At 64.2% G+C, this 11851-nt stretch carries 12 protein-coding genes; 3 read left to right on the forward strand and 9 right to left on the reverse strand.

What is annotated here, in order from left to right:
• Window positions 1–4: 4 nt before the first annotated feature.
• Genes ACO05N_RS16825 through ACO05N_RS16840 form a run of 4 tightly spaced genes read right to left on the reverse strand, consistent with a single transcriptional unit; the run spans window position 5 to window position 3957 of the window.
• Complete coding sequence (locus ACO05N_RS16825) at window positions 5–790, reverse strand: enoyl-CoA hydratase-related protein (RefSeq protein WP_422058136.1); 786 nt, start codon at window positions 788–790, stop codon at window positions 5–7.
• Window positions 787–1545 carry an enoyl-CoA hydratase gene (locus ACO05N_RS16830; protein WP_422058137.1) on the reverse strand — a complete coding sequence of 253 codons (759 nt, stop codon included), beginning with the start codon at window positions 1543–1545 and terminating at the stop codon, window positions 787–789. Before ACO05N_RS16830 ends, ACO05N_RS16825 begins: the two co-directional genes overlap by 4 nt.
• Window positions 1542–3197 carry a (2,3-dihydroxybenzoyl)adenylate synthase gene (locus ACO05N_RS16835; protein ID WP_422058138.1) on the reverse strand — a complete coding sequence of 552 codons (1656 nt, stop codon included), beginning with the start codon at window positions 3195–3197 and terminating at the stop codon, window positions 1542–1544. Before ACO05N_RS16835 ends, ACO05N_RS16830 begins: the two co-directional genes overlap by 4 nt.
• 1 nt (window position 3198) lies before the next feature.
• Entirely contained in the window at window positions 3199–3957 is a 759-nt protein-coding gene (locus ACO05N_RS16840) for an SDR family NAD(P)-dependent oxidoreductase (protein WP_422058139.1), read from the reverse strand.
• Window positions 3958–4239: 282 nt separating this feature from the next.
• Here ACO05N_RS16840 and ACO05N_RS16845 point away from each other — a divergent pair, with 282 nt between their 5' ends.
• The 3 genes from ACO05N_RS16845 to ACO05N_RS16855 all read left to right on the forward strand — a co-directional run bounded on the left by ACO05N_RS16845 (window position 4240) and on the right by ACO05N_RS16855 (window position 6375).
• Window positions 4240–4617, forward strand: a complete 378-nt coding sequence (locus ACO05N_RS16845; protein WP_422058140.1) for a C-glycoside deglycosidase beta subunit domain-containing protein — start codon at window positions 4240–4242, stop codon at window positions 4615–4617.
• A complete protein-coding gene (locus ACO05N_RS16850; protein WP_422058141.1) occupies window positions 4617–5639 on the forward strand; it encodes a sugar phosphate isomerase/epimerase family protein in 1023 nt (340 codons plus the stop codon). Before ACO05N_RS16845 ends, ACO05N_RS16850 begins: the two co-directional genes overlap by 1 nt.
• 112 nt (window positions 5640–5751) lie before the next feature.
• Window positions 5752–6375: a TetR/AcrR family transcriptional regulator gene (locus ACO05N_RS16855; protein WP_422058142.1), complete on the forward strand. Its 624-nt coding sequence runs from the start codon at window positions 5752–5754 to the stop codon at window positions 6373–6375.
• Here ACO05N_RS16855 and ACO05N_RS16860 read toward each other — a convergent pair.
• Genes ACO05N_RS16860 through ACO05N_RS16880 form a run of 5 tightly spaced genes read right to left on the reverse strand, consistent with a single transcriptional unit; the run spans window position 6372 to window position 11816 of the window.
• Window positions 6372–7427 carry a sugar phosphate isomerase/epimerase family protein gene (locus tag ACO05N_RS16860; RefSeq protein WP_422058143.1) on the reverse strand — a complete coding sequence of 352 codons (1056 nt, stop codon included), beginning with the start codon at window positions 7425–7427 and terminating at the stop codon, window positions 6372–6374. The two genes, ACO05N_RS16855 and ACO05N_RS16860, sit on opposite strands and share 4 nt — an antisense overlap.
• 10 nt (window positions 7428–7437) lie before the next feature.
• Window positions 7438–8544, reverse strand: coding sequence for a Gfo/Idh/MocA family protein (locus ACO05N_RS16865; RefSeq protein ID WP_422058144.1), 1107 nt, complete (start codon window positions 8542–8544; stop codon window positions 7438–7440).
• 34 nt (window positions 8545–8578) lie between these two features.
• Window positions 8579–10261: an FAD-dependent oxidoreductase gene (locus ACO05N_RS16870; RefSeq protein ID WP_422058772.1), complete on the reverse strand. Its 1683-nt coding sequence runs from the start codon at window positions 10259–10261 to the stop codon at window positions 8579–8581.
• Window positions 10261–10833 (reverse strand): gluconate 2-dehydrogenase subunit 3 family protein, encoded by a 573-nt coding sequence (locus tag ACO05N_RS16875; protein WP_422058145.1) that lies wholly within the window; start codon window positions 10831–10833, stop codon window positions 10261–10263. Before ACO05N_RS16875 ends, ACO05N_RS16870 begins: the two co-directional genes overlap by 1 nt.
• Window positions 10830–11816 carry a dihydrodipicolinate synthase family protein gene (locus ACO05N_RS16880; RefSeq protein ID WP_422058146.1) on the reverse strand — a complete coding sequence of 329 codons (987 nt, stop codon included), beginning with the start codon at window positions 11814–11816 and terminating at the stop codon, window positions 10830–10832. The genes ACO05N_RS16875 and ACO05N_RS16880 overlap by 4 nt, the downstream gene beginning before the upstream one ends.
• Between the last annotated feature and the right edge of the window lie 35 nt (window positions 11817–11851).

The raw sequence follows: 11851 nt of genomic DNA on the forward strand, positions 1-11851 counted from the left end.
CTCCTCAGCGGCCCGTCCAGCGGGGCTCACGTTTCTGGGCAAAGGCGAGCGGTCCTTCGACGGCATCGCTGCTGGCGAGGCGGACCTGCTCGGCCGAGTAGGGCGCGGCCATTGCGTCGGCGAGCGGCAGCGCGCTGCCCTGCGCAACGCATTGCCTGATCGACCGGATCGAAAGCGGCGCGCCCGCGATGAGATCATCGACCCATTCCGAGATTGCGGCGTCGAGCGCTTCGGCCGGCACCACCTGGTTGACCAGCCCCAGTTCGAAGGCGCGTTGCGCGGTCATGTGGCGACCGGTCAGCAAATAGCCCATCGCAGTTTTGAGCGGCAGCTGACGCGGCAGGCGATGCACACCACCGGCGAACGGGATCAGACCACGCCGCACTTCCGGCAGCGCGAATGTCGCGCCCGCCGAGGCGACGATGAGATCACAGGCGAGCGCGAGTTCGAACCCGCCGCCAAGCGCGTAGCCGTTCACGCGCGCCACGATCGGCTTGGGATAGTCGAACCGGTCGGTCAGCCGGGTGACCCGCGACCAGCGCGCGGATGCAGCCGCAGCCATCGCCGGGTCCGACAGCTCCTTGAGATCGCGGCCGACACTGAACGCCCGGTCGCCCGCTCCGGTCAGCACCACTACGCGGACCGCATCGTCGGCCGCACAGACGTCGAGCGCTTCGCTGAGCGCGAGATGTGCGGCGGAGTCCATCGCGTTCAACACCGCAGGGCGGTTGATCGTGAGATAGGCGACCTGGTCGCGCGTCTCGATCAACAAGGGCGGCGCGGATGTCATTGCCCGCTCACCGTCCGATACATCCGGCTGACCCGTTCGGCAAACGCCGGCTGGTGCAGCGACCACGCCTGTTGCTCGGTCTCATGCGCCACGGCGGCTGCGTGCGAACTCGCCGCCGCGAGATGCAGGCTGTGCTTGGTCCGAACCAGCAACTCGCGCGGCAGCGCGGCTGCGCCCTTGGCCAGCGCGATGGCCTCGTCGAGCAGCTGTTCACCCGCGACGAGGCGCTGAACGAGGCGGATCGCCTCTGCTTCGGCGGCTCCGACGCGCGGGCCGGTGAGGAGCAGGCGGCTGGCCTCTGCCCAACCGACAGCGCGCAACAGCATCCAGCCATGCCCGCCACCGGGATGGAGGCCGATCTGCAGGAAGCGCGTATCGAACCACGCCCCTTGCGCTGCGATACGCATGTCGCAGGCTAACGCCAGATTCATCCCCGCGCCGACGGCAGGCCCGTTGATCGCTGCGATGGTCGGCAATGGACAGGCAGCAACATCCAGGAACGATCGATAGACCGGCTCCAGCGACACAGGGTCGGACGCCGCCGCGGTCAGATCGGAAAGGTCGGCGCCAGCACAGAAAGCGCTGCCGGCACCGGTGATGACAACTGCATGGATTTCCGGATCCGCGCCGAGGTCCGCGATGGCCGATGAAAGGGTCGCGCACATGTCGATCGACAGCAGGTTACGGCGATCGGGATCGGCCAGCGTGACGATCCCGATACCGTCGCGCCGCTCGACTGCGACGAGCCGGCTCATGCTGCACCGTCCATGCGCGCCACGACGCTCGCCACCAGATCCTTCTTTGAAACCTTGCCGAAATTGCTGAGCGGGAAGTTTGCGAACAACTCCAGCCGCTCGGGCAGCTTGAACCGCGCGAGTTCGAAGGTTTCGAGAAAGGCATTCAGTTCCGCAAGGTCGAGCAGCTGCCCCTCACGCAGGATGACGCATGCGCAGTTGCGTTCGCCCATGAGGGGGTCAGGGATCGGCACGCACGCCGCGTTGAGTACCGCCGGGTGCCGCAGGATCAGTTCCTCGATCTCTTCCGCGCTGATCTTTTCCGCGCCGCGGTTGATCAGGTCCTTCTTCCGTCCCTCGACCATGTAATTGCCGGACGGATGACGCCGCATCAGGTCGCCCGAGCGATAAAAGCCGTCCGGCGTGAACGCGCGGCGGTTGTGCTCATCGGCGCGATAATAGCCACGCAATGTGTATGGGCCGCGGCAGCAAAGCTCGCCCACCTCCCCGTCGGCCACGGGCAGATCGTCCTCGCCAAGGATCAGCACCTCGTCGTCGGGGCAGATGGGGCGCCCGACCGTCTCCATGCGGACATCTTCCGGGTCGTCGAGGCGCACGAACATCAGCAGCCCTTCGGCCATGCCGAAATTCTCCTGCACGATGACGTTTCGAAACGTGCGCGCTGTGCGACGACGGACTTCAGGTTGCAGCCGCTGGCCACCGCTCTGGATCACGCGGACGGATCCCAGGTCGTGGCTTTGACTCAACGGGCTCTCGGTCCAGCGTATCAACAAAGCGGGCACGGCATGAATATGCGTCACCCCGTAGCGGTCGATAAGCGGGAAGATAGCCTCGGGCGCAGTGCTGGTGTGGAGCACTACGCTCGCGCCGCGCGACAGAAATCCCTGCAGTCCGGGACAGGCTAGCGGGAGATTGTGCCCGATCGGCAGGATGTCGAGCAGCACGCTATCCGGTCCGACGTCACAGACCGAAACCGCCAGCTCGGAGTTGAAGACGTAGTCGTTATGCGTGCGCGGGATCAGCTTCGGGATGCCCGTGGTGCCGCCCGAGAGCAGGAATACGGCCGGCAGATCGGGATCGATCGCGATGCGCTCCAGCGACGCCGCGTGGCGCGTAGCCGGACGCTCGATGAGTTCCTCGAGCGAGATAACGGCCGCTTCCGCCTGCCCCAGCACCACGTGATGCCGCAGGTGCGGCGCTTCAGCACGGATGCGCGCGATCATGTCGACGTAGCTGAATTCGCGATGCGCAACCGGGGTGAACGCCGCAACGGCGGTCGAAACCTGCGCGAAGAAGCTCATCTCGCGATAGCGGTGCGGCGGCAGCGCCAGTACCGGAATGGCTCCGATCTTTTGCAGCGCGAAATGCAGATAGGCGAACTCCATGACGTTCGGAAGCTGCACGACCACGCGGTCGCGCGGCGCGATGCCTAGGTCGAGCAGGTTAAGCGCAAGATTGGTCGATCGCGCGTCAAGCTCAGCATAGCTGACCGCACGCTCGGCATCGCGAAGCGCGATGCGGTCCGCGAAGGTCGCGCACCAGCGCGCAAACACGTCGCGCATCGCTTCATCGCGCCAGTAGCCCGCGGCACGATATTTGGCCGCAAAGTCATCCGGGAACGGCACGACTCCATCCATTGGTGCGCCCGCCATGTCAGGTCACCGCCGCGAAGCCGCCGTCGATCACGAAGACCTGGCCGCTCATGAACCGCATACCCGTGGCGATCGACACTGCGGTTTCAGCAACGTCGTCGACGGTCGCACAGCGCCCCAGCGGGGTCGCCTTCGCGCGGCGCTCCATCAGCCGCTCGTAATTGCTGCCAAGCGCCCCCTCCATCCATTCACCTTCCAGCCAGCCGGGCGCGAGCGCGTTGACGCGAATGTTCGGCCCCAGTGCGCCCGCGAGCGTTTGGGTCATCGATACGATCGCCGCCTTGCTTGCCGAATAGGGCAATGGCTGCGGACCCGGCCGCAGGCCGACGATGCTGGCGGTGTTGATCACATCTGCGCGATCGGCTGCGCGCAACAGACGAACGGCGTGCTTCGTCACAAGAAACGTGCCGCGCACATTCACCGCGAACACCCGGTCGAACTCGGCGACGTCAACCTGATCGAACTTGTTCGGGGGCGTCGAGATGGTGGTTCCGGCATTATTGACGAGCAGGTCGAGCCGGTCCCCGAACTGCGATTCCAGCGTGGCGATCATGTCCACGACCTGCGCCTCGTCGCTCACATCGGCCTTGATCGTCAGGGTTCTGGCCCCGGCCTCCGCGATCCGCGCCGCCGTCTGGGCCGCCCCCTCGTCGTTGCGGCTGTAATTGATCGCGACGTCATATCCGGCGTGGGCGAGCGCCACCGCGATCCCCTGTCCGATCCCGCTGGCGGCCCCGGTTACGAATGCGAGTTTGCGCACATGATCTCCTGTCGATTCTAACCCGATATCGGGCACGCTGAACGGCGTTCTCGAGCCGCTGATGACACACGGAACACGCTGCATTCACGCGCTAATTGGCGATTTTCGGGGGCAGACAACTTTGTGCGAAGCAGCGGTCAAGAACAGCATGGACTGCCCCGTTGATGCTGCGAGCGCATGCGCGGTAACGGTCAGTTGGGCCGCAGATGCGGACAAGCCAATCGACCTGTGCAGCAGAGCGCCCCGCTCGGACGCGCTGCCTTGCCGAAGGAGAATACAGCAATGATGTTAGACAAGGTCATCGAGCCGGACAGCCTGCGCGCAGCTCGGGACGGCTTCACCCTCGGCCTCAGGCTGCCCTGGTACCGCGCCATTCCGCTATCCAATGTCGAACTGGACGAAGTTCTGATCGACGGCGCGCCGGTCGCCCTGGACGGGATCGACTTTGAACTCGACGGGACGCGGTTGCCGGTATCCGAACTACCCAGCAAGACCGACCAGTTCTGGTGGGTGCCCGACACCGCGACCATCGCCGCGCAGCTTCCCGGACTGGAGCGTGGCCGCGACTATGATGTCCAGGTCACCCTCAGCATCTACCCCCCCTATATCCGTGGATTGCGCCGCGCCGTGCGCTGGACCCGCAAGATGGAGTTGAAGTGATGGACGCAACGCACAGCGACACTGCCGGCATCACGCTCGGCTCGACCCTCTACAGCTTCACCAACGAGTTTCACTCGCGGCGGTACGACCTCGAGGGGCTGGTGCGTGAGGTTGCCGCCCGCAATCTTGGCCCCGGCATCGAGATCGTCGGGTTCCAGAGCGTAAGGGGCTTTCCGGTCGTGACCGATGCGTTCGCCGACTGGTTCAAGGGCCTGATTGCAGAAACCGGGCTTACCCCGACCTGCCTCGCGATCAACGCCGATGCTCTGATCGACCGCAACCGCCCGATGACCTTCGATGAATCGGTCGCCTATCACGCCCGCCAAATCGAAGCCGCGGCCAAGCTGGGCTTTCCAGTTGCGCGTTTCCAATATGCCGCCACCCCGGAAGTGGTCGCCAAGCTCGCGCCTCTTGCCGAGAAGCTCGACGTCCGTCTTGGCCTCGAGATCCATGCGCCGCACAGCATCGACCACCCCGATGTGATCGCTTACCGCGAGACTTATGAGCGGGTGGGCTCCCCCTATCTCGGCTTCATCCCCGATTTCGGTGCATCGGCCCGCTCGGTGCCGCCCGCGTACAAGGACTATTTTAAATGGCGCGGAATCGATCAGGGCATGGTCGACCACGCGCTTGAGATCTGGGAAGAGCAGATGGAGCCGTTCAAGCGGCGCGCCAAATTCCTCGATTGGGCAAAAGCGAAAGGCCATGACGAGGTTCATGCGGTCGATGTATCGATCATCTTTGGCTTGTTCAGCCGTCAACCGTTGACCAACTGGCTCGAAATCATGCCACAAACCGTGCATATCCACGGAAAGTTCTATGGCGTGGACGAGACAACGGGTGAGGATCCGTCGATCGACTATGAAGCAATTCTGCCCATTTTCGTCGCAGGCGGCTATCGCGGCTCGATTTCGAGCGAATGGGAGGGGCACCAGGTCAGCGATGACAACGGCTTCGAGAAGGTCGCGGCACATCTGGCCATGGAACGCCGGATTCTGCAACGCGCGGTTCAGCCCGTTTGACGGTTCACTGGGGCGGTCGGCATCGGCCGCCCCCGCTTGGAAAGCTGCCTGATTGACCACCACAACACTCGAACGCGCTGTGCGGGCGTCCTCAAATCCCAACGCCAAAGGGATGCGAACGAAGCAGCAGATCCTTGATGCGGCCGAACAATGCTTCGCAGAGCAGGGATTTGAGGGCGTTTCCATGCGGCTGGTGGCGGACCGGGCCGCGGTGCTGCTGGGGCTGCTCACCTATCATTTCGCCACGAAGGAAAGCCTGTTCGCGGCAGTCATCGCACGCCGGGCGGACGAGCTGAACGCGAACCGCCTCGCAGCAATGACGCTGGTGGCGCCGGACGATCTCGTCGGGCTGCTCGAAGCCTTCATACATCCATATCTCGACCTGCTGGAAACCGGCGAACCCGGCTGGCGGGCCTATGCGCATGTGATCGCGGTGACTGCGCAGAATTCGCGCTGGTCGGCTCTGGGCGAGCAGTATTTCGGTGCAGTCGGCCGCCTGTTCATCAGCAGGCTTCAGGTCGCAGTACCGGGGCTCGATGAAGATCTGGCCGTTCGAGCCTATGTTCACACGGTATCGATCATCATGGGACTGTTCGCCGCGTCCGGGCTGATCGACCGGTTCTCCGGAGGGCGGCTGGATAGCAATGATTTGCGCAGCGGCTATGCACCCGCCCTGCGTTTCCTGGCAGGCGGCATTCGCTCGCTTGCCGACGCATCGGCGCTACGAACCGATTAGATCAGCCCCAGCAGCGCACGGTTGGCCGCGCGATCCGCCCCGCCGGCCGCGAAATCGTCGAACGCGTGCTCGGTCACCCGAATGATGTGGCGGTCGATGAACGGGGCGCCCTCGGCTGCACCCTGTTCGGGATGCTTGAGCGCGCATTCCCATTCGAGCACGGCCCAGCCGGCAAAGTCGTACGCCGCCATCTTCGAGAAGATCCCGCCGAAATCGACCTGTCCGTCACCCAGGGAGCGGAAGCGGCCGGGACGGTCGACCCAGCTCTGATAGCCGCCATAGACCCCTGCCCGCCCGCTCGGCCGAAACTCGGCGTCCTTGACGTGGAAGCATTTGATCCGCGCGTGGTAGATGTCGATGAACGCCAGATAATCGAGCTGCTGCAGCACGAAATGGCTGGGGTCGTAGAGGATGTTGGCGCGCGGATGGTTGCCGACGCGCTCGAGGAACATCTCGAACGTCACGCCGTCGTGCAGATCCTCGCCTGGATGGATCTCGTAGCCGATATCGACGCCCTCATGGTCGAAATGGTCGAGGATCGGCTTCCACCGCCGCGCCAGCTCGTCGAACGCATCCTCGATCAGGCCCGCCGGACGCTGCGGCCAGGGATAGACATAGGGCCAGGCGAGCGCGCCGGAGAAGCTCGCATGGGCGGTGAGGCCAAGGCGACGGCTGGCGGTTGCCGCCTTCTTGACCTGATCCACCGCCCATTCCTGCCGCGCGACCGGATTGCCGCGCACATGCTCGGCCGCGAAGCCGTCGAACTGCGCATCATAGGCCGGGTGGACAGCGACCAGCTGCCCCTGGAGATGCGTCGACAGCTCGGTGATGGCGAGGCCGTGCGACGCGGCGATGCCGGCCACCTCGTCGCAATAGTCCTGGCTCTCCGCCGCGCGGTCGAGGTCGAACAGGCGCTTGTCCCAGCTTGGAATCTGGATGCCCGTATAGCCGAGCGACGCAACCCAGGCCGCAATGCTGTCGAGCGAATTGAACGGCGCGGTATCGCCCGCAAATTGGGCGAGGAAGATGCCCGGTCCCTTCAACGTCTTCATCGCGCGCTCCTCAAATCGTCAGATCGACCCAGCCGGCTCCGTTGTGGCGGACCGCCGTATCCACGAACGCCATTGACCGCAGACCGCTTTCAATGCCTGGCAGCAGCGGCGCGTCCCGGTCGTTCAGCAACCCCGCGAAGTCGCGATAGAGATTGGCAAACGCCTCCAGATACCCCTCCGGATGGCCGGCAGGCAGCCGGGCGGCGGCCCGGGCATCGGCGCCAAGCGCACCGCCCCCCGCGTACAGAGTCGTGACGGTCCCGTTGGCATCGCCGATTCGCAACTGATCACATGCGTCATGGGTCCATTCGACACTGCCAGTCGCGCCATAGACGCGGATCCGCAGCGTGTTGCGCTCGCCGGTCGCAATCTGCGAAGCCAGCAGTATCCCGTGCGCCCCGCCATCTAGACGCAATCCCACCGTGCAATCGTCGTCGAGCGTGCGACCATCGACCACCGTGACGAGATCGGCGTTGAGCGACGCCACCTTCTCACCGGTAACGAATTCGAGGAGGTTGAAGCCGTGCACCCCGATGTCACCGATGCACGCGCCGATCCCCGCGCGCGCCGGATCGACCCGCCACGCCGCCTGCTTGTTATCACCTTCGATCGGATCGGCGAGCCAACCCTGCAAATACTCGACGACAAACTTTCGAATCTTACCGATCGCGCCAGCCGCGATGCGCGCTCGCATCTCGCGCACCATCGGATAGCCGGTATAGGTGTAGGTCAACCGATAGGGCGTGCCGGTCCGCGCGACGATCTGCTCAAGCGCGGTCGCTTCGGCCAACGTCGCGGTGGCCGGCTTGTCGCTCATCACCGCAATACCAGCTTCCAACGCGGTCTTGGCCATCGCGAAATGGAGATGGTTGGGAGTGGTGATGGCTACCATCTGAACGCCATCTGGCCGGTCGCGTTCGCCCGCGATCAGCGCCTCGAGGCTGCCATAAGCGCGCGCCGGGTCGATGCCAAAACCCTGGCCGGCCGCGCGCGATCGCGCCGGATCACTGCTGAATACACCTGCGACCAGCTGAATCTCGCGATCCATCTCAGCAGCGATCCGGTGCACCGGCCCGATAAAGGCCCCCGGCCCGCCTCCGATCAGTCCCAGTCTCACCACGACAGGCAGGCCTGTGCGTCCGAGGACCACATCACAGCCGCCCCTCCTTGAGCATCGACACCGCGTTCGCGCAGGCGCGCGCGGTCAGCGCCATATAGGTCAGGGACGGATTCTGGCAGGCCGAAGAAGACATCGCGGCGCCATCGGTCACGAACAGATTAGGCGCGTCGTGCGCTTGATTATATGCGTTGAGCACGGATGTAGCGGGATCGTTGCCCATGCGGGCACCACCCATCTCATGCACTGACGTTCCCCCTGCTCCCGGCTGGTGCGAACTCGCGATCACCTTTGCCCCGGCCGCTTCCAGCATTCGACGCGCCTCCGTCTCGGCATCGCGGAGCGCAGCATATTCATTCTCGCGAAAGTCGAACGCGATCTTGAGCTGGGGTAGGCCCAATGAATCGACCGCCTTGTCGAGCGTGATGCGGTTTTCCGCGTAAGGCAATGTCTCGGCAAACGCCGTCAGCGACAGCACCCAGCCGCCCGGATCGCCCAGCGTATCCTTGAGCGCATCGCCGGTCCCCGCCATGTCGCCGCCTCGGCGCCAGCCTCGTCGGACTGCCCCGCCCTGATAAGTATATCCGCGCAGGAACGGCGCCTTGTCGTCGCCAATGTTGCGAAAGCGGGGAATGATCGCGTTGTTCGGCCGATTTCCATAATAGGTCCGGTCGGCAATCCCGGGTACGATTGCACGTGCCGCCATCGCAACGGCGTGATCCATGATGTACCGGCCGAGCACGCCGCTCGAGTTCGCGAGCCCGTTTGCAAACCGTTCGCTACGCGATCGCAGCAGCAGCGCGACGCTGTTGAAGGCGCCGGCATTCACAAACACCATCCGCGCAGTAAACGACCTGTGTGCCTTTGTATTCGCGTCGATAGTCCGGACGCCGGTCACGCGGTTCGTTGTGGGATCAAAGACAATCGATTCAACGGCGGTATCTGTAAGCAACGTCAGATTGCCGGTCGCCCGAGCCGCAGGCAGCGTCGAGGATTGGGAGGAGAAATAGGCCCCGTACGAACAACCGCGACTACAAATCCCGCGATACTGACACGGCCCACGATCGCCGATCTTTCGGGTCAGATTGGCGGGACGCCCCGGGATCATCTTGCGCCCCGGAAATGCCCGCTCGACTGCAGCCTTCACGCGCGTTTCCGCCGCGTTCAGCGGTATCGGCGGCTGGAACTCGCCATCAGGCAGCTGCGGCAGCCCCTCGCGCGTGCCCGAGACACCGATGAAGCTCTCGACATGTGAATACCAGCGATCCATGTCGGCGTAGCGGATCGGCCAGTCCGTGCCGTGTCCGTCAGCCTTGTTCGCGCCAAAGTCATAGTCCGACCAACGGAACGACTGACGTCCCCAGACAAGCGAGCGCCCGCCAAGCTGATGGCTGCGGAACCAGGTGAAGGGAGCGCCGGCAGTCTGATATGGATTCTCGCGATCGTTGACGAAATACTGCTTGTTCCACTCGTTCACCTGCCACAACTTGCGCTGCACAGGCTGCTCGCGTTCTAATTCTGCGGGATCGCCCAGGCCGCGATAGGGCAGCTCCCATGGCGCCGCAGTCTCAGTCGTGTACCCGCTTTGGTGTTCGATCGACCGACCGCGCTCGATCATCAGCACCTTCAGGCCGGCCTCGCAAAGCTCCTTCGCCGACCATCCGCCGGTGATACCGGATCCCACAACGATCGCATCGAAATCCGTCACATCCACCATCAGCCGAGGTTCGCCATCCAATTGTTCGATAGGTATCGTTCGCCATCCGTGAGCGGGATGTCGGGGTCGTAGCGGCCGGGAACGAGTTCGTAGCGAAGCTCGACAGACGCACCTACCTCGCTGGTGTAGTAAGAGTAGATGATCGCCTGCTTGACGCTCCGCCACGCCTTTGCGACGTCATCCTGCGGGCGGGGATCGGCAAATACGCGGCGGTCGAGATCGGCCAACATCAGCGCCTGGCGCTCGGCGGGCGCACGCATGAAGCCGACCCCACCTGCCTTGTCCAACGCTGCTTCGACCATGCCAACCGATGCGGCCGAACCGCCGAACAGGCCGCTGACCAGAGCGCGCTCGGCAAATCCGCCGGCACCTACCGCATTGGCACCCGGCGTGTCCGTCGCCGGGATTGTCAGGTCGGCGAGCCGGTCGAGAAAGCCGACCGATGCTTTGCGCGCGCCGTCGCCTTCGCTGCCGCATCCCGACAGCGCCAGCGCCACGGCCCCGCCCCCGACCGCACCGAGCAGCAGCCGCCTGCTCAGCCCACCGAGCTCAGGCGACGGCGCACCAGTCACGGCACCAAATCCAGTTCCGACCGGTCGATGGTCGGAATGCCGGCGCCCTTCAGCAGCGTGTACAGCGTGTCGACCTCAGCGCGCTTGGGTTTGGGCATCGGCGCCCGCATGAAGGGCGACGGGATCAGGCCGGCCAGCCAAGTCGCGGTTTTGTAGCGGATGTGCAGCCGGCCCATGTCCGCAACATATTCGTGCAGCTTCACCAGCCCGCTCTTCCATACCGCACTCGCGGCGGGATAGTCGCCCCGGTCCCACGCCGCGAGATGATCGAGCATCGGATCGCGTGCGAAGTTCCAGAACCCGCTTAGCGTCCCGTCGAACAACTCATTCGCACGATATTCGTGGAAGCGCGAGGCAAGCGCCCCCATCACCGCGACCGGTCGGTCCATCTGACGCAATGCATTAGCGACGATCTTGTAGCCGTCGTACATGTACGTCATCTTCCACCCGACGATGTTGGGAATTTCGCGGCACAATGCGACCGTCGCTTGCACCGGAAGCCCGGGGTAGAAGGGGAAGTCCGAGCCGGAAACAGGATGGGTCACGATCGGGAGATCAACCGCGCGATCCTGAGCCTTGATCGTGTCACCCCAGATTTCCGGGTACATGTCGGCATCCCAGCAGGACGTCACATCCTGGGCTCCGCCCGGTGGGGTGACGAATATGCCGTCGACGCCCAGCGCTTTGCAGTCGCGCGCCGTCTCGACCATCTCGTCGGTGGTCAGCGCCCAGGTACCGCTGATGATCGGCAGCTTGCCATGCGCTTCCTCCATCGCGATTTCGAGGACGCGCCGCTTTTCCTCCCGGGTGAGGTAGAAGATTTCTCCCGCCTCCGGGTTCACGCACAAGCCACCCTGCTCGCAAAAACGGGGATCATCGGCGAAGTGACGGATGAACCGCCGATAGCCCTGCTCGTCGATCTTCATCTCGCTGTCGAACGGCAGCAGCGCGGCAACATAACGTCGGTGGCCGATCGTCGGCATGGCACTCTCCTTGAAGTGCCTCCAGAAAACCGGTT

It is taken from the genome of Sphingomonas sp. (genome assembly GCF_965227385.1).
In the GTDB taxonomy this organism is placed as follows: Bacteria; Pseudomonadota; Alphaproteobacteria; order Sphingomonadales; family Sphingomonadaceae; genus Sphingomonas.

Coding starts and splice junctions, on each gene's coding strand:
- ACO05N_RS16825 (WP_422058136.1), bottom strand. CDS start 790: ATGACATCCGCGCCGCCCTTGTTGATCGAGACGCGCGACCAGGTCGCC.
- ACO05N_RS16830 (WP_422058137.1), bottom strand. CDS start 1,545: ATGAGCCGGCTCGTCGCAGTCGAGCGGCGCGACGGTATCGGGATCGTC.
- ACO05N_RS16835 (WP_422058138.1), bottom strand. CDS start 3,197: ATGGCGGGCGCACCAATGGATGGAGTCGTGCCGTTCCCGGATGACTTT.
- ACO05N_RS16845 (WP_422058140.1), top strand. CDS start 4,240: ATGATGTTAGACAAGGTCATCGAGCCGGACAGCCTGCGCGCAGCTCGG.
- ACO05N_RS16850 (WP_422058141.1), top strand. CDS start 4,617: ATGGACGCAACGCACAGCGACACTGCCGGCATCACGCTCGGCTCGACC.
- ACO05N_RS16855 (WP_422058142.1), top strand. CDS start 5,752: ATGCGAACGAAGCAGCAGATCCTTGATGCGGCCGAACAATGCTTCGCA.
- ACO05N_RS16860 (WP_422058143.1), bottom strand. CDS start 7,427: ATGAAGACGTTGAAGGGACCGGGCATCTTCCTCGCCCAATTTGCGGGC.
- ACO05N_RS16870 (WP_422058772.1), bottom strand. CDS start 10,261: ATGGTGGATGTGACGGATTTCGATGCGATCGTTGTGGGATCCGGTATC.
- ACO05N_RS16880 (WP_422058146.1), bottom strand. CDS start 11,816: ATGCCGACGATCGGCCACCGACGTTATGTTGCCGCGCTGCTGCCGTTC.